Raw genomic sequence first — 22700 nt, 5'->3', positions numbered from 1 at the left:
GTAATGAAAGTAGGGGTTACTTATAAATCAGGAGTTCGGATTTATAAATCTGGAAGCGATTTAAGATACCTTTAGGAAATGGTTTCCTTGTATTTTGCCGGGGTAGTGCGGGTCATTTTCTTAAAAACGGAATAAAAAGTAGATTTCGAATTGAAGCCGCAATCGTAACCTACCGCCTCCAGTTTAATGGACGCATTCGATTGGATCAGGTTTTTGGCCTCCAAAACACGGTACTCGTTGATGAATTGGGTAAAGCTCTTTCCCAAATTATCATTGATCAGTTGGGATAAGGTGTGGGGTAGGATATTCATTTTGTTCGCAACATCCGAAAGCTTTAAGTCCGCATTGGTATACAGCTTTTCTTTTTCCATGAGTTGTCTTAGCTGTTTTTTGAGGTTTTCCGCTTCCGTAGCTTCTATTTTTTTGTTGGAATACTTGATAGATTTCGTAAAAATAGCCCCTTTGGTCCGCCGAAAATGAAGCAAAAGGAACAATAGATAAAAGATGAAGGAAAACGTTAGTGCCCCAACGATATAAGAGGTATAGGATACTGTTTTATAGGCCAGCCAGATGATAAAGTTCCCCACGAAGACACTGAGCACCCAGAAATCGAGACTTGACAATTTATCCCCCTTCCTGAAAATCTTAGAAATGGTGTGCCGTATAGACCAACCTGTAGCTACTATATAACCCAACCAAATGGTATAGATTATAGGCATCCAATGAAATAAGGCTAGTCGCGGATTGTGCGTTTCAGGGAACAAAAACCCAATGGAAATCGCTAAGCTTGCCAATACCAAGAAGTGTATTTTCCAAAAACGGATTTCAAGATTAGCGGAGTCCAAAGATTTGATGTAGAAATAGAGCGCGGGACCGATCAGGATACATGCGATCAAGCCGATTTTGATAAATAATAAGTGTAAGTCGTCATTGAAATAATAAAATACCGACTTACCTACCCTAATGGCGAGCATTAACAGTAAAAATCCAAAAAAGAAATTTGAAATGTTCCTGGGCCTTTTAAGAAAGAAAAAATAAAAACTGATGAGCAGGGCATTGAAGACACCCAAGGCACTAAAGAAGAACAAAAGTTCACCGGAAACGTTCATGATCACTTCACTTTGTAGAAGATGCTATCAAATGTAGCAAAAAATCGAAGCTTAGGGATCGGGGAAAATTTCAAGTTACTTCCAACGCAGGGTTTCCATTATGGTCAGGATGTCGTTTTGGAGGTAAACCGCCGCGGGGTAAATGGAGTCATAGTTGGGTTTGGCGTAGAAATACAGCGAACCTGTTACAAAATGGTTTGTGCTATCGGTGGCGTAGAACTGGGCTTGGGAGGCGGCATCTCCAGTAACGCTATAAAAATTTCCATAGACCTTTGCTTCCTCATTCATGAACACTTTCTCATCAATGCCATCTGCCTTAACCGCATGCTCATAACTAAACTTTTGCGCATCGCCCAACAATTTCTCTAAATTACCATCGATCTTTCTGTAATTCATGAAGATGGTGCCCCTCATTTCCGGATAATCCAAGGTGAGCGAATGCGAATTTTTCTCCTTTAAGCGGGCCATTTTATTGAATTGAAATTCAAATTGGTCCTTTTCCAATACTCCTAACTGGGCCTTCGGGTACTCCAAACGCAATTCGGCGCTCGGTTTCGGTATGGAATCCTCTTCTTTACAGCCCACCAATAGTACGACTGCCATGGCACACAACAATGCTTTTAACCTATTCATGTGGCATCGTGATTTTAATTTGCTTCAACCGTTTTTTGTCCAAACTTTCGACCTTAAATTGGTATTTATTAAAATGGATGGTATCGCTCTTTTTGGGGAAACTCCCCGCGATTTCAAGTACAAAGCCCGCTATCGTTTCAGACTCGCCCTTTTTTTCTTCGAATTCTTCTTCGTTTTCGATTTTTACGACCCGATAAAAATCCTTTAAGGCCGTTTTTCCTTCAAACACATAGTTGAAATCATCCAATTTCGAATACACCAAATCTTCATCATCGAACTCATCGCTGATATCCCCGACGATTTCCTCGATAATATCCTCTAAGGTAACGATTCCGGAGGTACCCCCATACTCATCGACCACGACGGCCAAATGATTTTTCTTATCCTGAAATTCCAAAAGCAAATCGTCTAACTTTTTATTCTCCGGCACAAAATAAGGCTCGCGAATGAGCGACATCCAATCAAAGGTCTTTCTATCGATATAGGGCAGTAAATCCTTAACATATAATACACCGAGCACGTTATCCATATTATCGGAGAAAACCGGAATACGGGAATAACCGTGTTTTTTGATTTCCGCGATAACCTCTGGAAATTTCATCAACTCGTTCAAGGCAAAAATATCGATACGGGGCCGCATGACCTGTTTGGTGTCGGTATTGCCAAAAGAGACGATACCTTTCAGTATTTTTTGTTCCTCCTTGGTCGTATCACCATCGGAAGTGAGTTCAAGAGCTTGCGATAATTGATCGACGCTCAGGTTCGATTTTTCCTTACCCAATTTATTGTGCATAAACAAAGTTCCAGACCGCATCGGAAGGCTGAGGGGCGAAAAAAGCACATCCAAAACCTTTAAGGGGTAGGCCATAAAATTTGCAAAGGCGATACTGTTTCTATTGGCGTATACTTTAGGAAGAATCTCGCCGAACATTAAGATAAGGAAGGTGGCCACGACAACCTCGAGCAAAAACTGTATGTCTATAAATCCGAACAATAGGTAATTGATTGAACCGAATAGCACTTCTCCGATATCACTGAACAGCAGAACCACACCGATATTGATGGCATTGTTCGCGATTAAAATGGTCGCCAGCAACTTTTTGGGCCGATTGAGGAGTTTTGCAATAATATCGCCACGGGAGGTCTTTTTTTCCTCGATTTCCTTCACGTCGGTAGAGGACAGGCTAAAGAAAGCCACCTCGGCACCAGAGATTAGGGCGGAGCAGACTAGCAGCAACACCAAAACAGCGATTTTCACCGCAAAAAAACTATCAAGAGCCGTAGAAAAAAATATTAGACGTAAAGGGTCGGGATCCAACAGTTGCTATTTACAAGTTAAAACGGAAGATCATCTTCCTGTTCGGCCGTAGATGCCTTTTCAACACCAGCAGAACCGGTAGCCTCGGGCTGTACTGGTTTTTGCGTTTGTGCGGCATTCGCCTGACTCTCCTTTTTCGTGCTCAAAAAGGTAAAATCCTGCACCTGAACCTCCGTGGAATAACGGGTATTACCATCTTCGCCCTGCCATTGTCTTGTTTTTAAGCGGCCCTCTACATACACCTTATCGCCCTTGCTCAAATACTTTTCGCAGATTTCAGCGGCCTTATTGCGTACCACGATATTATGCCAATCGGTATTGGTAACTCGCTCCCCAGTAGTCTTGTTCGTATAGGTTTCATTGGTAGCTATTGGAAAACGGCCAATACAGCCACCGCCCTCAAAGTAATGCATTTTTACCTCGTCTCCCAGATGCCCTATCAGCATCACCTTATTCAACGTTCCACTCATAACTCAAATGTGAATAACAAAAGTACTAAAATTTAAATGCTTTCATGAACTCTGCAATCAAAACGGGGACAGCGTATTTTTCCAAATCCTTTAATGGAATTCCCTTCGAAATTACTGCCGTCGTCTTTACGATCCAAAATCGGGTATGAAGGTGTTGGTGCGATAGTTTATGAACGATTTCCTTCTCGTTGTACAAGTTTATTTCATTGATAAGATCGGGCTGCAAATTAGACGGAATACTTTTTTTAAGCGTATCCAGACCAATACGCGCTTCTGACTCCACCAGCGGAAATTCATATAGGTTTTGCCAAATACCCTTGCCCGTACGCTGGTTCAAAATACTTACGGACTCACCTTGCTCATTTTGACCCAAAACCACTAAATAATTGAAAAACCGATTGCGAACCTTGGTCTTTCTCAGTTTTATGGGCAGCTCATGCACTTTGTTTTTCTGTAGGGCGACACAACTTTCATTTAGGGGGCAATGCAGACAATACGGCTTTTTAGGAGCGCATTGTATCGCGCCGAACTCCATAATGCCTTGATTGTATTCTCTAATTTCCTCCAAGGGCATCACTTCCCGTGCCAGTTTTTTGAAATATTTCGGTCCCCCACTATCATTTATGGGCCTATCCACCCCAAAATAACGAGCCAGCACCCGAAATACATTACCATCGACTACAGGTTGCAACTCTCCGAAACAGATCGATGCAATAGCACTTGCGGTATAGTCGCCGATGCCTTTTAACTTGATAAGCTCGGCATACGAATCGGGAAATTCGCCGTTCATTTTGTAAGCGACTTTTTTAGCAGTGGCGTGCAGATTCCGGGCTCTTGAATAATAGCCAAGACCTTGCCATAGTTTCAGTACCTCTTCTTCGGGAGCGTCCGCCAAATGAACGACCGTAGGAAAGTGCTTAACAAATTTGAGGTAATAGGGCGTGCCCTGCGCCACCCGGGTCTGCTGCAGCATGATTTCCGAAAGCCAAATTTTATAGGGGTCTGTAGTGCTTCGCCATGGCAGTTCCCTTTTATTTTCGGCGTACCATTGTAAGATTTTTTGGGAAAACGGCATAGTAATTGGTCGTAAACGGCTAAAGTAGTGGTTTACAGACTTAAAATTAGTAGTACAGGATAAAAGAATAAATTTAATTTATATATTTGCAACCCCTAAAACAAACTATACTATTTTAACATGACGAAAGCGGAAATTGTAGCAAAGATCTCGGATAAACTGGGAATGGAAAAAGGAGATGTTCAGGCAACTGTGGAATCCTTTATGGAAGAAGTTAAATCTTCATTGGAAAGTGGCAATAATGTGTATTTAAGAGGTTTTGGAAGTTTTATTATCAAAACCAGAGCGGAGAAAACAGGTAGAAACATCTCTAAGAATACGACAATCAAGATTGCTGCCCACAACATTCCAGCGTTTAAACCGGCTAAGGTTTTTGTAGAAGGTGTTAAGAGTAACGTACTCATAAAATAATAAATAACTAAAAGTAAAACTTTATGCCCAGCGGTAAAAAACGAAAAAGACATAAGGTAGCTACCCATAAGCGTAAAAAGCGCCGGAGAGCTAACCGTCACAAGAAAAAGTAGTTGTCTCAACTACTTTTTCATTTTAATACGTTCTTTGACAGAGAGGTTCGAAAAGAGACCTCGGCAAGTCGCTACGACTTGTTTACAGCATTGTTTAATCTATCCGCTCCCGATGCAATGGGAACGGACATAAATACAATCAGGTGAATAGAGAATTAATCGTAAGATCTAGTTCAGATGCCGTTGATTTTGCCCTGTTAAAGGATGGGAAACTCACCGAATTGCATAAAGATGAGGACAACAACAATTTTGCCGTAGGGGATATATTCCTCGCTAAGATACGGAAGCCCGTAACCGGTTTGAATGCCGCGTTCGTAAATGTTGGTTATGAAAAAGATGCCTTCTTGCATTACCATGACCTTGGGCCGCAATTGTCCTCGATGCTAAAGTTCCTTAAGGGCGTTAGCACCGGAAGAATCAAGGATTACAGCCTAAAGAATTTTCCGTTCGAAAAAGATATTGACAAGAATGGTGTGATTACCGATGTAGTCAAGGCCAATCAGTCGCTTTTAGTGCAAATCGTTAAAGAACCTATATCAACCAAAGGTCCACGAATTAGTTCGGAGCTTTCCTTTGCAGGCCGTTATATTGTTATGGTGCCTTTCTCAGACCGTGTTTCGGTCTCACAGAAAATTAGCAGCAAGAAAGAAAAAGACAGGCTTAAACGATTGGTGATGAGTATCAAACCCAAAGGTTTTGGGATTATTATACGTACCGTCGCCGAGGGCAAAAAAGTCGCGGAACTGGATAAAGATCTAGAGAACTTGTTGTCTAAATGGACCACAATGTGCAACGCATTAATCAAAGCGCACCCCCCTTCAAAGGTGTTGGTAGAGGTCAATAGGGCCTCGAGCATACTTAGGGACGTTTTCAACGATTCCTTTACTGGAATACACGTTGATGACCAAACGCTTTGTGAACAAATTCAGGACTACGTGCAAGAAATCGCACCGGGAAAAGAGTCCATGGTAAAACAGTACCAGTCATCTGTGCCCATTTTCGAAAAATTTGGGATAGAAAGGCAAATAAAGACTTCTTTCGGCCGAACTGCATCAATGAGCAGGGGTGCCTACCTTATCATAGAACATACCGAAGCGCTACACGTTATCGACGTGAACAGCGGTACGCGTTCGAACAAGGCCAAAAATCAAGAAGACACTGCACTGGAAGTAAATATGCTTTCAGCCTCTGAAATCGCACGGCAGCTGCGCCTGCGCGACATGGGGGGTATCATCGTTATCGATTTTATCGATATGGTGAAACCACAGCACAGAAAAAAGCTTTTCGAACATCTTAAGGAAGAGATGAAAGATGATCGGGCCAAACACAAAATATTGCCACCGAGCAAGTTTGGTCTTATTCAGATTACACGTCAACGGGTGCGCCCCGAGATGAATATAAAAACGACAGAGGAAAATCCGAACAATGGCGGTGGCGAGGTAGAAGCCCCTATCGTCTTGATCGACAAGATCAATGTAGATCTTGAGAAACTGTTGAAAGGCCCTAAAAAGGATAGTAAAATCTCATTGAACATACATCCGTTCATTGCAGCCTATATTACCAAAGGGTTTCCATCCATCCGTTTCAAGTGGTTCTTGGAACACAAAAAATGGATCAAAGTACAACCGAGGGATGCCTATACATACCTTGAATACCGTTTTAAGGATAAAGACGGAAAAACCATTTATTGAATACAAAAGCGACCTTCGGCAACGGGGGTCGCTTTTTTTATGGCTATCTTTTCACTCCATAATACCGCTATCCATTGCAAACCAATTCGAACAACTATACCGTGCAGGAAGCTACCCGTAAATTGGAAAGCTATTGTGCTTATCAAGAACGCTGTCACAAAGAGGTGCGGCAAAAGCTTCGCGATATGGGAATGATACCCGAGGCCAGCGATTTGATCATAAATCATTTGATCCAAGAGAATTACCTGAACGAAGAACGCTTTGCGCAAAGCTACGCACGGGGAAAGTTCACGATTAAAAAATGGGGGAGAAACCGAATCGTAAATGAATTGAAATTCAGGGGTATTTCTAGATTTAATATCAAAACGGCACTAAAGGAAATCGACGATACCGTATATCTGGAAACCTTGGACGCCCTTGCCCGAAAAAGGGTTTCGCAGATCAACGAAACCAATCTTAAAAAACGTCGAAAAAAACTGGCCGATTATTTATTGTACCGCGGCTGGGAGAGCCATCTGGTCTACGGAAAAGTGAAAGAACTGGTGGGATAGGCTTCTCTAAAGATGTTGACTAGCGTTGATCTACAAACCTCAGTTCTATTCATCTATTAAAATCTCAAAACAAGACAACCGTTAATTCCAAGTGAAGCCAGCCTTGCCGACCAGACAGGGACCTGTCGAGACCTAATTGAAAGATGCAGCCATCGAAAGACCCCTCAACTGCGCTCGGGGAGACATAATGGATATTTACCCTCGTAAGAAATTGCCAATCAGGTAATTAATAATCAAATTTAAATTACAGGCTATTAGTAAAGTACCGAGAAACTTAGGAAAGGAAGTTTATACTATCGTTTAGCGCGGTATTCTTCAATCAAATTTTAGCGGCCAGTTTGTTCGTTCGCTCAATGGCTTTTCTGTTCTTCCAGTCGATCCATTTCTGACCCCGGACCTTTCGCATCATAATATCGAAGGTGCGGAGCCCGAAGACGTTGTACACGCCTTTAACGAAGTTCATAGGCCTTTTAGGCCACGACCGTAGACTCATCGAAAAACCTTCAGTGTGGTACTTCATATAATGCCAGTAGCCCTCTGGCATAAAAAGCATTTCGCCATGTTCCAAAAAAGTCTGGTACCCCGTTGCTTTTTCCAGAACCGGCCACTGTTTGAAATCGGGGTTCGTAAAATCGATACTTTCGTGTGTAATCAAGGAATGCGGTACTTTGTACAGGTATTTGGTCTCGGATGGCGCAAAAAGAATGCACTCCTTCCTTCCCTCAAAATGAAAATGGAAAATATTCGACATGTCGATATCGTAGTGCATAAAGGTGAAGGAATCCCTTCCCCCGAAAAAAAGCATGGGTAATTTTTTCTTGATGGTAACTCCAAAATCCGGGATGGAAAAGTCTTTTTGCAGTTGAGGTACTTCCTTAAAGATATTCCATAGAAAAATACGGTATTTGGTCGGTTTGGATTTCAGGAGGTCTACATAATCGGTCATCTTCATCTCGGCATGCGGCTCATTGAAGCCGTCTTCGTGATGTACTGGGCGGTCATCGTAAAGCGGTACCGTTTTTTCGCCGGCGACCTGCTTGATGTAGTTAAGATTCCACTTCTCGATTGCGGGCCAATCTTCGACCGCCTGTTCGATCACGACGGGTTTTTGAGGCCAAAAGTAGTGCTCGAGAAAGTCTTCTTTAGAAATGGACTTCACCCTGGGTATGTCCTGTATCTTCAATGGGGTTCAGGTTTAGATTGCGTTCCAAATTTAGGGAACCTCATGGAAAATTTCTCTTAAAATAATGTAAAGAAGCGCAAGTATCTAGCCCTTCCCGGATGCCTTGGCCATCTCGTTCCGTTCAATGCTATGCCCGGGGCGACTCCACTTTGGCTTTTCACCTAATGGTTGTAGCTCGGAGTCGGCGGCCTCTACCGTTTTGGGCTGGGATACTTTGGTAAATGGCTTTTGGGGATTCAATCCCAGTAGTTTGAACATGGCCATATCCTCATTTACATCGGGATTGGGGGTGGTCAACAATTTATCGCCGGCAAAGATGGAATTCGCCCCCGCGAAAAAACACATGGCTTGTCCTTCCCTGCTCATTTCAGTGCGCCCTGCCGACAAACGCACTTGGGTCTCCGGCATTACGATACGGGTCGTGGCGACCATACGGATCATCTCCCAAATCGATACTTTTTCCATATCGGCCATAGGCGTGCCCTCAACAGGTACCAACGCATTAATAGGTACCGACTCGGGCTGTGGGTTTAAGGAAGAAAGGGCGACCAACATTCCTGCCCTATCCTCGACTTTTTCGCCCATCCCGATAATACCTCCGCTACACACCGTTACGTTGCTTTTACGTACGTTTTCAATGGTGTCCAAGCGGTCTTCAAAGGCACGGGTAGAGATGACATCCTTATAGTAATCCTCGGAAGTATCGAGATTGTGGTTGTAGGCATACAGCCCTGCCTCGGCCAAGCGTTTGGCCTGGTTTTCGGTAATCATGCCCAAGGTGCAGCAGACCTCCATATCGAGTTTGTTGATGGTGCGTACCATTTCGAGCACCTGGTCGAACTCGGGACCGTCTTTTACGTTTCGCCATGCCGCTCCCATACATACCCGTGAGCTTCCCGAAGCCTTCGCGCGGAGTGCTTGAGCCTTAACATGGGGTACGGTCATCAAATCGTTTCCATCGATATCGGTATGGTAGCGCGCCGCTTGCGGACAATAACCACAGTCTTCAGGACAACCGCCGGTTTTTATGGACAATAAGGTGGACACCTGAACCGTGTTCGGATCGTGGTTTCTCCGATGGATGGTCGCGGCATCGTAGAGCAGCTCCATCAGCGGTTTGTTGTAAATATCCAGAATTTCGGCTTTGGTCCAGTTGTGTCTTGTTTCGCTCATAAATGGGATTGTATACTGATTCAAAAATAACCTTTCGGTCTGGTAAATGCCAAAATAGTTTTGGCAAATTGTAAATGGGGGTGCTTTGGCACCTTAGTTAAGCTGATTGCGATGGTTGTGGTGGGCAGTCTTCACAGACGAGCGCTAGAGAGGTGCATGCTGTGCTGTGCATGGGGTAGGCACTCCTCGAACAAGGGCTCTAGGATGAAAGTTGATAAATCGTTCTTATTTCTCAAAATCCTTTAAGACAGTTTTAAAATCAATCCATTCTTTATCCTCATAAAAATTGATTTCAATAGGATAAGCGTCATGTTTTTTTAGAGTTCCATTTAAAATTTCCATAAATAGATTTTGATTCTTACTATAATATGCGAATTCCTTTAAATTATTTCCAGTTCTGCTGTAAACATGAGTAAATAAATCAGTAAAGTTCATTGAGTTTTCAATTGCGTCTTCTAAAATTATCATTCGGTTATTGATTTCCGTTGATGGCATTCCGTTATTTTTACTACCGTCGTATTTCCAAGATACGATAGTTAAAAAAGTTAATTCAGACATCACTTTACTTTCCGGTAACTCATTTATTAATTTCACTATCACAGGTAAATCGCCTTCATAGTATCTACCTATAATTCCTTTTGCCTTATTAGGCTTTTCAATTTGAGCTTTACTCTTCCCAAGTCCAAAGAATGAAAGCATAAATATCAATATTATTTTCCGAGACACCTTGTTCTTATTTATGCCAATGCGTATGCCAAATATCTTCTAAATAAAGTTGATAAAACGCACAACATTAGGCTATATATTCTTACCCAACAACACACTCACCGCATTCCCCCCAAACCCAACGGCATTCACCAACACACGTTCCAGCTTTTTCGGTTCGGTATCGTACACCCTAAATGGCACCCCAACAAACTGCTGCCGCTGCAGCATCAACACTGCCAACTCAACACTGAGCATTCCGGATGCCCCGAACGTATGTCCGATTTTCCATTTGTTGGTGGTCAAAGCAGGCATATGGTCACCAAAGACTTGTTGTATCGCCTTATACTCCGATAAATCCCCCTTCACGGTACCGGGCGCATGCATCACAATGGCATCTACCTCAGCAGGAGCGATGTTCCCCAAAGCCATTTTCATCGCACGTTGAAAGCAAACGGCATCCGCCGAAATCGAAACATTATGTTCCAATAGTTCTGTGGCATAGCCTATGCCTTCGATTAGGGCCATGGTATCCTTCGAAATTCCCTTTTCCAAACAGGCCACCGCGGCGCCTTCCCCCAAAACCATGGTGTTTCTTTTTTTATCGAGCTGCAATGCCTGGCAAGGGTAGGTTATGATGGTATCCCGTGATTGGGCTTCGACTGGGTCCGTGCTGAGCGGAGTCGAAGTGCTCAGCCTGACATTTGAATATACTTTTAACGCCTTCATTTGCGCTATCGTAAAAGGAGTGAGAGGTGCCTCACTCCCGCCGACCAAAAAGGTATCTGTCATACCGCTTTGCAACCAGGCCACACCATTCAACAAGGCATGCAAGGCGGTGGAACAGGTGATGGAATGCGAGATTTCCGGGCCTCGGGTCTGCAAGTCATGTGCCACCCAGGAGGAGATATTGCCCAAGGTGGTGGTCGGTGAAGATAGCGTTGCCGTCTTTCTTTGTTCTAGGAACTCCGAATGATACTGCTCAAGTAGGCCCGTAGCACCCCGCGAAGAGCCAAGGTTAATACCGAAGTTATCCCCTGAAGACCAATCTGCCATCGCGACCGCTTTTCGGGAAGCATAAAGCGCAAAAAGTACGGAATCGTCGAGGTTACGATAGTTCGTATCCGATTGTCTTAGTCGATGGATTGCGGCTTTGGCAGCATCAGGTAAGCGCGCGACCCATTCTTCCGTATGGCCCACCTGTTCCCTTCGCAAAAACGGTCGGGGATTAAGATAGCTTTCCCAAACTTCTTCAGGGGAGGAACCCAAGGGGGATATCGAAGCGATGGAACGGATGGAAATGGGTTCTTTCAAAATCATCAGTTTTATACTATATCCACTGCACTTTGAATAGCACCGTAGATTTTCTGTAATTGTTCGTCCGTCGTAATATAGGGCGCCAGAATATAAATGGTGTTCCCCAAGGGTCTTAAAAAGACGCCCTCGCCCATAAAATGATTGAAAAGTTTGTCGCGCAGATTCCCATACCGTTCCATTTGCACATCGAGGTCCAAGGCATAAATAACACCACACTGCCGCGTACGTGCCACTTTCGGGTGTGTGCTGATCTCCAAATCAAATTTTTGATGTGATGCCTGAATCCGCGCGATGTTGTTTTGCATTGCTCCCGACTGCAACAATTCCAACCCTGCCAAAGCAGCCGCACAGGCCAACGGATTGGCGGTGTAGGTATGCGCATGAAAGAGTCCCTTCCCGATATCATCACTGTAAAACGCATCGTAAATATGTTGGGAGCAGGTGGTGATGGCCATTGGTAAAAGTCCGGCCGTCAACGCCTTGGAAAGACAAATGACATCAGGTTTGGTTTCAATATGGTCGGAGGAGAAGTACTTGCCCGTTTTTCCAAAGCCGGTCATCACCTCATCGGCTATGGTCACCACGGCATGTGCTTTCAACAATTTTAAAATACGATTCAATCCCTCTGCATCGTGCATTTGCATGGCGGCGGCACCCTGCACCAAAGGTTCGTACACAAAGCCTGCGATATCGTTTTGTTGCAGCCTGTTTTCCAAATGCGCCAAGGTGGTTTCGATGTTGTCAGGTGACGGCACGGGAATGCGTTCCACATCCAAAAAAAACTCCTCGAACGGCCCGTTGTAGACCGACAGTCCGGAAACGGACATGGCCCCGAACGTATCGCCATGAAAACCCTCTTCAAAAGCCAATAATACCTTTCGTTGTTCCCCTTGGTTAAAATGGAACTGCAGGGCCATTTTAATCCCCACCTCTACCGCCGTTGATCCATTATCGGAAAAAAACAACTTCGATTGGTTTTCAGGTAGGATTTTCATCAATTCCTCCGAAAGACGTACGGCGGGTTCATGCGTAAAGCCGCTAAATACCACCTGATCTAAGCGTTGCATTTGCGCATACACTTTTTCTAGTATAAAATCATTGCAATGGCCGTAAACACTGGTGTACCAAGAGGAAATTCCGTCTACGTATTCCTTTCCGTCCTCGTCAAAAAGGAGTGCCCCTTTGGCCTTCACCACCGCCAACATTCTTGGATGCAGCTTGTGTTGCGTCAACGGGTGCCAAACATGTACTTGATCTCTTTCGGAAAGGTTTTTCAAGATAGAATAGGTTACAACTGAACCGTTGCTAGAACGATTTTCACAAAGATGGTAAAATCATCCCAAAATAGGCCACGTATGTATTTCCGAAATTGTTAAAGTGTCTCCAAAACCCCTTTGAACAAATCGGCATACTTTTTAATGGTCGCCTTGTCAAAGCTGGCCTCCTCCTCGATTCTACCGATCAATGAAACCCCGGTTTTGTGGAGGATAATATTCTCGATATGCGGATTCTTATCACCACTGAAAATCAGGGCGACATCGTATCCCTTCATCTGCAACCAATTAATGGTCAGCAAGGTATGGTTGATACTGCCTAGATAATGCCGCGAAACCACCACAACTTGATAGTTGGGCATAATCATATCGAGAATCGTATCCTCGGCATTCAAGGGCACCAATAAGCCACCGGCTCCTTCGATGACCAAATGGTTCTCGGTCTCAGGCTCCTGTATTTTATGGGCCACGATTTCGACGGCGTCTACTTCGGCCGCCGCATGCGGACTCATAGGGCTGGTCAGCTCAAAAGCACTTTTGTGTATTTTGGTCTTGGCATTTGAAATCAGTTCAGCCACTTTATGGCTATCAGTGTTCTCAAGTTCGCCCGCCTGAATGGGCTTCCAATAATCGGCCTCCAGGGCCTCTGCAATTATGGCCGACGCCATGGTCTTGCCTACTTCTGTTGATATTCCTGTGACGAATATTCGCTTCATACTACATGGGGTTAGTGATTATACCACAATTTAGGCATTTGTATTTTCTTTTTTCGAAAAAGGGGAATAGTTTATTGAAAATACCCTTTCTCCCGTAATATACTTCCGATTTTTTCGCCTTGCAGTTTGGGCAAACAATCGGATTTCCGAAATCATCCTGGGCATACGCCCTTACCTCGTCGTAAATGGCAATAGCCCTATCCTTGTCACTAAAATAAACTTGGAGCTTCACCCCACCGATTGCCGCGCTAATCAAAGGGTCGGAATTGATGGTGTTCTCATCCCTCAGAAAAACCGGAATTCCCTCAGACTCCAATCGGCCTTTTAGTATCTGTACATCCGCAGGGTATTCAAATGTCGCAATCGTGTAGAAAGTTTGGCTCATGCTTCGTGAATGATTTTGGATAAACAAGATAAGACTCTGGTCATGTCTTCTTTCGAATCGTAAGAATGCAAACAAAATCGCAACCTTTCCTGGCCCGTCGGTACTGTTGGTGAAAGTATCGCCCGCACGGCAAAACCTGAATTTTGTAACTGGTCCGCAATGGATTTCACCCAATCGTTTCCCGGCACAACACAGGAGTGAATAGCCGATTGACTGGGAATGAAATAAGACCCGAGCTTCAATTCGGACAGCTGGAGGTTAAAATAACGGATATTTTCTTGCAATCGTTTTCGTTGTTGCTTACCCTCCACTCCCGTCATCAGCTTGTACGCGACCACCAGTGTCGCAACGGAATGGGGCGAAAGACCTGTGGAATAGATAAAACTTCTGGCAAAATTCACCAAATAGGTTTTCAAGTCGGCACTGCCGACAATAGCGGCGCCATGGCTGCCAAAGGCCTTCCCGTAAGTGATGATTCGTGCAAATACCTTTTGTTCCAAATCGAGTTGTTGCACTAGTCCGCCTCCTTCTGAACCAAAAATGCCTGCTGCGTGGGCCTCATCAACCACCAAATAACAGTGGTTCGCTATCGAAAAGGAAGCGAAAGCCTCTAAATCCGGTGAATCGCCGTCCATAGAATAGACCGATTCGATGACGATGTAGATTTCAACATTCTCTTGGCGCTGTAATTCATTTCGGCTGCGCTCAATGCCCTGTTTTAAATCTTCTAAATTATTATGTTTGAATTTATAACTTTTCGCATGGCTCAGTCGTATTCCATCCCGGATACTCGCATGTGCCAGCTCATCATAGAAAATGACATCGCCGCGCCGGGGAACGGAACCAAAAAAACCCAAATTGGCGTCATAGCCCGAATTGAAGATCAAGGCCGATTCGGCCTTATGGGTTTCCGCGATTCGCGCTTCCAGCTCGGAATATAATTCATGGTTTCCCGAAAGCAAACGGGAGCCCGTAGCCCCATTTTGAGTAATTCCCCTTTCGGAGAGCAAGGCTGTGGTTCGTTTAGAAAGAGACTTGTTTTTCGAAAAGCCTAAGTAATCGTTCGAAGAAAAATCGATTCCCTTTTCCGGTGAGACCAAAAAGCGCAGTGTGTTGTTTTCAGTCCTTTCCTCTAATTTCCGTTGTAGCTTTTTTGGGAACTCTGCCATTTGCTAAAGGTACTATTTACTTCTAAAAAACAGGAGGCCAATCTGGTGTTTGGGTACCGCTTAATCTGTATATTAGTTCTCAAAATATCCTAAACAATGAAATTATTTTATTCAATGATATGGTTGTGTGCCACCAGCGTCGGTTTTGGCCAGGTCAATACGTATGAGATATCCTTTGAAAATGCCGTACACCATGAGGCGGTGATTACAGCTAATTTTCCTGACATCCCAACGGACACGCTATCGGTTCGGATGAGTAGGACTTCCCCAGGGCGGTATGCGCTTCATGAATTTGCCAAAAATGTATATAATTTTAAGGCTTTTGATGGTAATGGGAATCCATTAACCGTCATACGACCCAACCCCTATGAATGGAAGATCTCAGGGCATGATGGTTTGGTTCGAATCAGGTATACGCTATTTGCCAATCGTGGGGATGGCACCTATTCCCAAGTAGACGAAACACATGCGCATTTGAACATTCCCGCTACGTTTATGTATGCCCCACAATTACGGGACCGTGAAATAAATGTACACTTCAAGTCAAGGGAAGATCTTGGCTGGAAAATCGCCACACAACTGCCCGAGGTCTCGGAAGGTCATTATATGGCCCCCAATCTTGCTTACTTTATGGATTCCCCAACCGAGCTCAGCGCGCATCACCTTCGCGAATTTGAAGTGCCCGATACCAACGGAAATAAGCAGATTATTCGACTCGCTTTACACCACAACAGTACGGAAGATGAAACGGACACCTATTTCGAGAAAGTCAAAAAAGTGGTGTTGTCCGAAAAGGAAGTATACGGTGAGCTACCAACGTTTGATTATGGGGAATATACTTTTTTGGCCTGCTATATCCCGAATGCTTCCGGGGATGGCATGGAACATCGTAATTCCACTATTTTGACCAGTACCCGAAGTCTGGCCGATGGGGGAATGGAACGGAATATCGGAACGGTATCCCATGAATTTTTTCATGCGTGGAACGTTGAGCGCATTCGTCCCGAATCTTTGGAACCTTTTGATTTCGAGGAAGCCAATATGAGTGGGGCATTATGGTTTGCCGAAGGCTTTACCAGCTATTACACGGGCTTGATCCTATGTCGCGCCGGATTGATTTCTCCGGAGAAATATGTTGAAGGGCTTACGGGAACCTTTAATTACGTATGGAATTCCCCCGCAAGGCAATTCTTCAATCCCATCGAAATGAGCTTTCAGGCGCCCTTTGTCGATGCGGCCACTTCTGTTGATCCAGTGAATCGCGAGAACACTTTTATCTCCTATTATTCCTATGGCAGCACACTAGGATTGGCGTTAGACCTATCCTTACGCGAAAAGGGGCTGCATTTGGACGATTATATGAAATTGGTTTGGGAAATTTATGGAAAAACGGAAAAGGCCTACACCATTGGGGATTTGCACCAAACGCTGAACCAGTATGCGGGCCAGGTGTTCGGAGATACCTTTTTCAACACGTACATTTATAAAAGCGGTATGCCGGATTACAAGAAATTATTGTTCTCGGTCGGAGTTGCCCTTAAGCAGGATAGTGAGATACCGTATATGGGCATTTCGGTTGAACTGGATGGGGATGGCAATGGCCTGATCAAATCGAATCCACGGATGGGGAGTCCGGCTTATAAGGCAGACCTGGACAAAGGAGACGTTATCTTGGCCATCAACGATGCACCTTTTCCAAAGACGGAAAAATTCGAGGCTTTTCTAAGACAGTTTCAAGTCGGCGATAGCCTATCGATTCGCTTTGAAAGGTATGGCATTGAAAAAACCACAAAGGTGATTTTAGAACAAGATCCCGCCTACACCATATTCCTAGCGGAAAAAGAGGATTCCATGCCCCCCGCGGATGTATTGCAAAAAAGAAAGCAATGGCTTAACATCGAATAAATGGCTATTAGCTATACCAGAGCGACTACCGAAAAGGAGTTGTACCAGATATTGGACCTACAGCGACAAAATATGGCCGAGGGCCTTTCTCGGGATGAACTTGTAAAAGAAGGCTTTATTACCGTTGGCCATACCTTTGCCATTTTAAAGGAGATGAACGACGCGTGCCCACATATCATCGCGAAAGATGGTGATGCCGTGGTAGGGTATGCCTTGGTGATGTTGCGCAGTTTCAGGAACGAAATTCCCGTCTTACGGCCCATGTTCGATACCGCGGATGAATTATTGCCCGAAAATAACTATGTGGCCATGGGTCAAATCTGCATCGCAAAATCAAACCGCAGACTAGGAATTTTCAAAGGCATGTACCAGTATTATCGACAACAGCTACAGAATGATTACGATTGTTTATTCACTGAAGTGGCCACGGCGAACCAACGCTCCCTGCAAGCACATAAGGCCGTTGGTTTTGAAGTGTTGAAAACCCAAATCACCGATGGCGTTTCATGGGAACTGGTAAACTGGGATTGGACGTCTTAATCCTCACCCAAGTCGTACCCTAAATCCTTCTCTTTGGCAATTCTTGGCAGCCCTTGGTTCATCCATTTTGGGGCGGGAGCGCCTTTTAGAAAGTGGTCGAAAAATTGCATCATCCGGATGGATAAATCCTGTCGGTTCTTGATTTGGGTAAGATTATGTGCTTCTTTATTGTACACCAAGAGCCAAGCCGGTTTTTGCAGCCTGCGCATCCCCATGAACATCTCGATTCCTTGGTAGTAGGGTACGGCACCATCCTCATCGTTATGCATCATCAAGAGGGGCGTTTCTATATTGGGAATGCCGAACAATGGGGAGTTTTCCAAGTAAAGGTCAAGCCCTTCCCATAAATCCTTGCCTATTCGGGTTTGCGTACGCTCGTATTGCACTGCCCTGCTTCGACCCGAACCCCAACGTATGCCGCCATAAGCAGAGGTCATATTACTGACGGGCGCTCCTGCCATGGCCGCCTTGAACTTATTCGTTTTGGTCACCAAATAGGCGACCTGATAGCCGCCCCAGCTTTGCCCTTGTATGGCCATGTTCGCACTATCGATATAGCCTAACTTTTCTACCGCTTCGACCCCTGATACAATGCAATTGAAAGCGCTTTCTCCTGGTTGACCGTCCTTGTAGACTATATCCGGAACAAACATGATGTAATCATTGCTCACCAAATACGCCGCGTTCACCGTTGACCTGCTTGGGCTGGGAGATACATGTCTGTTGTAGGTATCGGAACGTTTTTCATAGAAGTAGGTAATCATGGGATACTTTTTGGATGGGTCGAAATCCTCCGGTTTGTATAGGAGCCCGTCCAGAGGTGTTCCGTCATAGGCGGTCCATTGAAACTGCTCTACAGTGCCCCATTTGAAGTCTTTCTCATGCGGATTCAAATCCGTGATTTTCTTATTACTCTCAAAGCCGTCCGTTGTAACCAATATGTCCGGAAACACTTGAAAATTCTGTCGCGTAAAGGTAAATACGTCCGCTTCCTTTGCCTTGTTGTAATTCGAAATGAGATATCCCGAAGGTCTTAGCTTTTCGATCAGTTTGCCTTTACGCAAGGTATACAATCCCGATTCTTTTGTGGTCTTGTCGAAACTGGTGATCAGCAATCTACCGTCTAGATAAGACGCAAGATTTTCTTCTTCGGGGTCTAGGTTCAACAGGCGGTATTCAATATTTTCCAAACGGCCGTTTTTAGTTATATTGATGGGCGCTTTACTATTGTCTGCCGTGAGCTTCCAAATATCGAATTTATCATAGACCAGGGGATTCCCGTCCTCATCAAAACCCCCAAACCCATAAGGATAGGGCAAGGACGGATGGTCATCATCTTCATCATGGAAAGCGACCGCAAGACCAGCAGTGAGATTTCTTTTCTCGGTCGTGCTCAAATCTATTGAAAACCAATCTTGGGCATCCATGTCGAAATAAATGGCAAAAGCGTTATTCGGCAAAACCTCTGGGTTATAGGTGACACCTTCAAGCAGCAATTTTTGATCGCCAGTATAGGAATCGATGACATAGATATCCCATTTCCAAGGAAAGGCCCAAGACCTTTCCAAGGCGTAGGCATCATTGGTATTCCCAAGGATAAATTTTTCTTCCTTTCGCGCATCTACCGCTACCTCTTTCAATAATTCTCCCTGTATCGTTACGTACGATTCGTTCGAAGTATCATAATACATGAGAAAAGCCTTTTCCTTCAGTTCTTTCTCCCGCACTTTTTGTTCGGGCTGCAACAATTTGTCTTGCCAGTTCCAGACATCGACCTGTGGTATTTCATCATCCAGCATCGTTGTATCACGGTCATAACTCACCTCTGGCTTTACACCAAAATAGAGTCGTTTCCCGCTTTCCGAGAAAAATGGGGCTTTATCCTTTCCCAGAACCCAACCTTTTTGGATGCGGGAAGCGGCACTATCGACCAATACGGTTAATTTATTTTCGTTGAGGTAATTGAGTTCAAACTTTAGGGAGTCAACAGCGGTAGAGTCTGCTGATGACATATAGGCGAACTGATTCCCCTTTTCATCTACGGCCAAATTGGAATAAGAATACTTCGTCGTATCGATGGGGGTCCGTAGTCCGTTAGCGACATCGTAGGTATATACGCCCAAATCCCATTCCTTCTCCTTTTCCTGTTTTAGCGCGTATATGAAGGAATTTCCGTTTTTCGGAACGGTAAATTCCTTGATTTGATGGATGGTGTCCTTGCTTTTGGTTTCAAATCGATATACTAAGGCGTAATCCTGTTTAAAGGCAGGATTAACTTTCTGCTTTGTAGTATCTTTTTTTTGTGTGGAAATGGAGTCCGTTTTGGTTTCCGTACTGTCTTTTTTCCCTTTTTCCTCCTTTAGTTCCTTGTGCTTTTCCATGACCAACCATCCTTCGTATTTCTCCGGAAGTTGATAGGCTTTCACCCTTGGAATGGAATCGTGGAGGCGGTTATTTTTCACATCGTAGATGAATAGGGCATCTTTGGATTGCTTGTCTTTTTTGACATCGTCTTTCTTTTCTTTCCGAATCGTTTCGTAGGCTGGTTTTCGCTTGAAAACCACATAATTTTCATCTGCCGAAATCGCCGTTTCATACCCACGGTCAAAAATTGCAGTGTTCCCTGTTTCGGTGTTGTAAATCTGTACATGGCCATCTCCTCTTCCGGTAAGCAATTCGATTGTTGAAACGACAAGCTTTCCCTCATCCGATATTTTCGTGTCGGCGACCCGTTTCCATAAATCGTAGTCGTCATGGGTAATTGGTTTTTTTTGTGCGGATACCACGGAAAGTGCACCTATGGTAAATACGAAGAACAGTCTTGCAAGCATAGTTCGGATGATTAGATTAAACTATTTCAAGATAAGGGAAACGAGTGATACTTGTCAAAAGAAAAGCCCCAAATTCAACAAATTGAATTTGGGGCACTTTATGGTAAAATAAGATATTGCTAATCGGCCAGGACAATCACTTTATTGTCCTTCATTTCGATCGTACCGCTCGTGATGGCCAGAATGGTCTTGCCATCCGCTTTGGTAAACTTATCGGCATAATCTTCATGAATTTTAACATCACCGTCTACCTGCACATTCCCTGCCTGAAGTAAGGAAACGATCGGGGCGTGATCTTTTAACATCTGAAATTCACCGTTGACTCCCGGGACTGTTACCGAAGTAACCTCGCCTGCGAACAAAGTCGCTTCTGGTGATACGATTTCTAAATACATTCTTTTAATTATGAGTTATGAGTTATGAGTTATGAGTAATTCCGAACTCGTAACTCATAACTCTGAACTTTTTTTACGCCTCAGCCAACATTTTTTCACCAGCTTCAATGGCTTCTTCGATAGTACCTTTAAGGTTGAAAGCGGATTCCGGGAAGTGATCCAATTCGCCATCCATGATCATATTGAATCCTTTGATGGTCTCCTTGATATCTACCAAGACTCCTGGGATACCAGTAAACTGCTCCGCCACGTGAAAAGGCTGTGAAAGAAAACGTTGTACACGTCTCGCACGACCTACGGCCATTTTATCCTCTTCGGAAAGCTCCTCCATCCCAAGGATGGCGATAATATCCTGAAGTTCCTTATAGCGTTGCAACAACTCCTTCACGCGTTGTGCACAATCGTAATGCTCTTTTCCTAAAACGTCCGGAGTAAGAATTCTTGAGGTGGAATCCAAGGGATCTACCGCTGGATAAATACCAAGCTCCGCAATCTTTCGCGACAATACCGTTGTGGCATCCAAGTGCGCAAAGGTCGTTGCCGGTGCCGGATCCGTAAGGTCATCCGCGGGCACGTACACCGCTTGTACCGATGTAATAGAACCTCTTTTGGTCGATGTAATACGTTCTTGCATGGCACCCATCTCGGTCGCCAATGTAGGTTGGTACCCTACCGCAGAAGGCATACGGCCTAAAAGTGCCGATACCTCAGAACCTGCTTGGGTAAAACGGAAAATATTGTCTACGAAGAAAAGTACATCCTTACCTTGTCCTTCGCCGGCCCCATCACGGAAATATTCCGCTATGGTAAGACCAGAGAGCGCCACACGGGCACGTGCTCCGGGAGGCTCGTTCATTTGTCCGAAAACGAAGGTCGCCTTAGAATCTTTCATGGCCTTTTTATCGACCTTGGAAAGGTCCCATCCGCCATCTTCCATGGAATGAAGGAAATCTTCTCCATACTTGATAATACCGGACTCCAACATCTCGCGAAGCAAATCATTTCCTTCACGGGTTCGCTCCCCTACTCCTGCGAAAACAGATAGACCACCATGGCCTTTTGCGATGTTGTTGATCAATTCCTGAATCAATACGGTTTTACCAACACCGGCGCCACCGAATAAACCGATTTTACCACCTTTTGCATAAGGCTCAATCAAATCGATCACTTTGATACCTGTGAACAATACTTCGGTAGACGTAGTAAGATCCTCGAATTTCGGTGCTTCCCTGTGAATCGGAAGCCCGTCTTTTCCAGCTTTGGGCAAATCCCCTAAACCGTCGATAGCATCACCGATTACATTAAAAAGTCTTCCATACACATCATCGCCGATAGGCATTTGAATCGCCGCACCGGTCGCAATTACATCTGTTCCCCTGCTTAAACCGTCGGTAGAATCCATAGAAATAGTTCGCACCGTGTTTTCACCAACATGCGATTGTACCTCAAGCACTAAGATGGTACCATCTACTCGGGTTATCTCTAAAGAATCATAGATTCTCGGAAGGTCTGCACCTGAACCAAATTCAACATCGACTACCGGCCCGATAATCTGAGAAACTTTACCTGTAACTTTTGACATATCTGTTTGTATATTAGTATTATCACAATTGAAAAACACCAAATATCACGCTGTTTTTCAGGCTGCAAAGATATGTGATAACATTCTAAAAAAGAACAGTTTTTTTCTTTTTTTGACCAATGCAAAAAGGCACCTGAAATAGGTGCCTTTTTAA

General features: G+C 44.4%; 21 protein-coding genes. 5 read left to right on the top strand and 16 right to left on the bottom strand.

The features are described 5' to 3' along the window. Window positions 1-71: 71 nt before the first annotated feature. The 5 genes from FGM00_RS20020 to mutY all read right to left on the bottom strand — a co-directional run bounded on the left by FGM00_RS20020 (window position 72) and on the right by mutY (window position 4605). A complete protein-coding gene (locus FGM00_RS20020; protein ID WP_138854514.1) occupies window positions 72-1109 on the bottom strand; it encodes a helix-turn-helix domain-containing protein in 1038 nt (345 codons plus the stop codon). Window positions 1110-1184: 75 nt separating this feature from the next. Continuing rightward, a complete protein-coding gene (gene gldD / locus FGM00_RS19405; RefSeq protein ID WP_138854513.1) occupies window positions 1185-1742 on the bottom strand; it encodes a gliding motility lipoprotein GldD in 558 nt (185 codons plus the stop codon). Then, the gene (locus FGM00_RS19400) at window positions 1735-3060 is read right to left on the bottom strand and encodes a gliding motility-associated protein GldE (RefSeq protein ID WP_138854512.1); all 1326 of its coding nucleotides are present in this window, start codon (window positions 3058-3060) and stop codon (window positions 1735-1737) included. Before FGM00_RS19400 ends, gldD begins: the two co-directional genes overlap by 8 nt. Before the next feature lie 17 nt (window positions 3061-3077). Next, the gene (locus FGM00_RS19395; protein ID WP_138854511.1) at window positions 3078-3530 is read right to left on the bottom strand and encodes a single-stranded DNA-binding protein; all 453 of its coding nucleotides are present in this window, start codon (window positions 3528-3530) and stop codon (window positions 3078-3080) included. A 25-nt stretch (window positions 3531-3555) separates the two neighbouring features. Then, window positions 3556-4605 carry an A/G-specific adenine glycosylase gene (gene mutY, locus FGM00_RS19390; protein ID WP_138854510.1) on the bottom strand — a complete coding sequence of 350 codons (1050 nt, stop codon included), beginning with the start codon at window positions 4603-4605 and terminating at the stop codon, window positions 3556-3558. Between the two features lie 120 nt (window positions 4606-4725). Here mutY and FGM00_RS19385 point away from each other — a divergent pair, with 120 nt between their 5' ends. The 3 genes from FGM00_RS19385 (at window position 4726) to FGM00_RS19375 (ending at window position 7371) form a co-directional block, all read left to right on the top strand. After that, window positions 4726-5016, top strand: a complete 291-nt coding sequence (locus FGM00_RS19385; RefSeq protein ID WP_138854509.1) for an HU family DNA-binding protein — start codon at window positions 4726-4728, stop codon at window positions 5014-5016. A 256-nt stretch (window positions 5017-5272) separates the two neighbouring features. Continuing rightward, window positions 5273-6820, top strand: coding sequence for an Rne/Rng family ribonuclease (locus tag FGM00_RS19380; RefSeq protein ID WP_138854508.1), 1548 nt, complete (start codon window positions 5273-5275; stop codon window positions 6818-6820). A 74-nt stretch (window positions 6821-6894) separates the two neighbouring features. Next, complete coding sequence (locus FGM00_RS19375) at window positions 6895-7371, top strand: regulatory protein RecX (RefSeq protein ID WP_138854507.1); 477 nt, start codon at window positions 6895-6897, stop codon at window positions 7369-7371. A gap of 319 nt (window positions 7372-7690) precedes the next feature. Here FGM00_RS19375 and FGM00_RS19370 read toward each other — a convergent pair whose 3' ends face one another. The 8 genes from FGM00_RS19370 to FGM00_RS19335 form a co-directional block, all read right to left on the bottom strand. Then, complete coding sequence (locus FGM00_RS19370; RefSeq protein WP_138854506.1) at window positions 7691-8554, bottom strand: cupin-like domain-containing protein; 864 nt, start codon at window positions 8552-8554, stop codon at window positions 7691-7693. A gap of 84 nt (window positions 8555-8638) precedes the next feature. Further along, window positions 8639-9727 (bottom strand): biotin synthase BioB, encoded by a 1089-nt coding sequence (gene bioB, locus FGM00_RS19365; RefSeq protein WP_138854505.1) that lies wholly within the window; start codon window positions 9725-9727, stop codon window positions 8639-8641. A gap of 225 nt (window positions 9728-9952) precedes the next feature. After that, window positions 9953-10426 carry a DUF695 domain-containing protein gene (locus FGM00_RS19360; RefSeq protein WP_138854504.1) on the bottom strand — a complete coding sequence of 158 codons (474 nt, stop codon included), beginning with the start codon at window positions 10424-10426 and terminating at the stop codon, window positions 9953-9955. A 99-nt stretch (window positions 10427-10525) separates the two neighbouring features. Further along, on the bottom strand, window positions 10526-11746 hold the full coding sequence (locus FGM00_RS19355) for a beta-ketoacyl synthase N-terminal-like domain-containing protein (RefSeq protein WP_138854765.1): 1221 nt from the start codon (window positions 11744-11746) through the stop codon (window positions 10526-10528). An 11-nt stretch (window positions 11747-11757) separates the two neighbouring features. Next, window positions 11758-13026 (bottom strand): adenosylmethionine--8-amino-7-oxononanoate transaminase, encoded by a 1269-nt coding sequence (gene bioA / locus FGM00_RS19350; protein WP_138854503.1) that lies wholly within the window; start codon window positions 13024-13026, stop codon window positions 11758-11760. Window positions 13027-13121: 95 nt separating this feature from the next. Next, the gene (gene bioD, locus FGM00_RS19345; RefSeq protein WP_138854502.1) at window positions 13122-13739 is read right to left on the bottom strand and encodes a dethiobiotin synthase; all 618 of its coding nucleotides are present in this window, start codon (window positions 13737-13739) and stop codon (window positions 13122-13124) included. A 1-nt stretch (window position 13740) separates the two neighbouring features. Continuing rightward, window positions 13741-14124, bottom strand: a complete 384-nt coding sequence (locus FGM00_RS19340) for a putative signal transducing protein (protein WP_138854501.1) — start codon at window positions 14122-14124, stop codon at window positions 13741-13743. Next, window positions 14121-15293: an aminotransferase class I/II-fold pyridoxal phosphate-dependent enzyme gene (locus FGM00_RS19335; RefSeq protein WP_138854500.1), complete on the bottom strand. Its 1173-nt coding sequence runs from the start codon at window positions 15291-15293 to the stop codon at window positions 14121-14123. Before FGM00_RS19335 ends, FGM00_RS19340 begins: the two co-directional genes overlap by 4 nt. 96 nt (window positions 15294-15389) lie before the next feature. Here FGM00_RS19335 and FGM00_RS19330 point away from each other — a divergent pair, with 96 nt between their 5' ends. Next, window positions 15390-17198 carry a M61 family metallopeptidase gene (locus FGM00_RS19330; protein ID WP_138854499.1) on the top strand — a complete coding sequence of 603 codons (1809 nt, stop codon included), beginning with the start codon at window positions 15390-15392 and terminating at the stop codon, window positions 17196-17198. After that, window positions 17199-17738, top strand: a complete 540-nt coding sequence (locus FGM00_RS19325) for a GNAT family N-acetyltransferase (RefSeq protein ID WP_138854498.1) — start codon at window positions 17199-17201, stop codon at window positions 17736-17738. Here FGM00_RS19325 and FGM00_RS19320 read toward each other — a convergent pair. The 3 genes from FGM00_RS19320 to atpD all read right to left on the bottom strand — a co-directional run bounded on the left by FGM00_RS19320 (window position 17735) and on the right by atpD (window position 22546). Then, window positions 17735-20569: an alpha/beta hydrolase family protein gene (locus FGM00_RS19320; RefSeq protein WP_138854497.1), complete on the bottom strand. Its 2835-nt coding sequence runs from the start codon at window positions 20567-20569 to the stop codon at window positions 17735-17737. The two genes, FGM00_RS19325 and FGM00_RS19320, sit on opposite strands and share 4 nt — an antisense overlap. 119 nt (window positions 20570-20688) lie before the next feature. After that, entirely contained in the window at window positions 20689-20964 is a 276-nt protein-coding gene (locus tag FGM00_RS19315; RefSeq protein ID WP_138854496.1) for a FoF1 ATP synthase subunit delta/epsilon, read from the bottom strand. Between the two features lie 73 nt (window positions 20965-21037). Beyond that, window positions 21038-22546 carry a F0F1 ATP synthase subunit beta gene (gene atpD, locus FGM00_RS19310; protein ID WP_138854495.1) on the bottom strand — a complete coding sequence of 503 codons (1509 nt, stop codon included), beginning with the start codon at window positions 22544-22546 and terminating at the stop codon, window positions 21038-21040. Between the last annotated feature and the right edge of the window lie 154 nt (window positions 22547-22700).

It is taken from the genome of Aggregatimonas sangjinii (genome assembly GCF_005943945.1).
In the GTDB taxonomy this organism is placed as follows: domain Bacteria; phylum Bacteroidota; class Bacteroidia; order Flavobacteriales; family Flavobacteriaceae; genus Pelagihabitans; species Pelagihabitans sangjinii.
Note: the sequence above shows the minus strand (reverse complement) of the source record. Positions and strands in the feature narration are given on the sequence as shown.

Excerpts from the sequence above, each read along its gene's own strand:
- FGM00_RS19395 (WP_138854511.1), bottom strand. The coding sequence starts at position 3,530 with ATGAGTGGAACGTTGAATAAGGTGATGCTGATAGGGCATCTGGGAGAC.
- gldD (WP_138854513.1), bottom strand. The coding sequence starts at position 1,742 with ATGAATAGGTTAAAAGCATTGTTGTGTGCCATGGCAGTCGTACTATTG.
- FGM00_RS19360 (WP_138854504.1), bottom strand. The coding sequence starts at position 10,426 with ATGCTTTCATTCTTTGGACTTGGGAAGAGTAAAGCTCAAATTGAAAAG.
- FGM00_RS19385 (WP_138854509.1), top strand. The coding sequence starts at position 4,726 with ATGACGAAAGCGGAAATTGTAGCAAAGATCTCGGATAAACTGGGAATG.
- FGM00_RS19325 (WP_138854498.1), top strand. The coding sequence starts at position 17,199 with ATGGCTATTAGCTATACCAGAGCGACTACCGAAAAGGAGTTGTACCAG.
- bioB (WP_138854505.1), bottom strand. The coding sequence starts at position 9,727 with ATGAGCGAAACAAGACACAACTGGACCAAAGCCGAAATTCTGGATATT.
- mutY (WP_138854510.1), bottom strand. The coding sequence starts at position 4,605 with ATGCCGTTTTCCCAAAAAATCTTACAATGGTACGCCGAAAATAAAAGG.
- FGM00_RS19340 (WP_138854501.1), bottom strand. The coding sequence starts at position 14,124 with ATGAGCCAAACTTTCTACACGATTGCGACATTTGAATACCCTGCGGAT.
- bioD (WP_138854502.1), bottom strand. The coding sequence starts at position 13,739 with ATGAAGCGAATATTCGTCACAGGAATATCAACAGAAGTAGGCAAGACC.
- FGM00_RS20020 (WP_138854514.1), bottom strand. The coding sequence starts at position 1,109 with ATGAACGTTTCCGGTGAACTTTTGTTCTTCTTTAGTGCCTTGGGTGTC.
- FGM00_RS19320 (WP_138854497.1), bottom strand. The coding sequence starts at position 20,569 with ATGCTTGCAAGACTGTTCTTCGTATTTACCATAGGTGCACTTTCCGTG.
- FGM00_RS19335 (WP_138854500.1), bottom strand. The coding sequence starts at position 15,293 with ATGGCAGAGTTCCCAAAAAAGCTACAACGGAAATTAGAGGAAAGGACT.
- FGM00_RS19330 (WP_138854499.1), top strand. The coding sequence starts at position 15,390 with ATGAAATTATTTTATTCAATGATATGGTTGTGTGCCACCAGCGTCGGT.
- FGM00_RS19315 (WP_138854496.1), bottom strand. The coding sequence starts at position 20,964 with ATGTATTTAGAAATCGTATCACCAGAAGCGACTTTGTTCGCAGGCGAG.
- atpD (WP_138854495.1), bottom strand. The coding sequence starts at position 22,546 with ATGTCAAAAGTTACAGGTAAAGTTTCTCAGATTATCGGGCCGGTAGTC.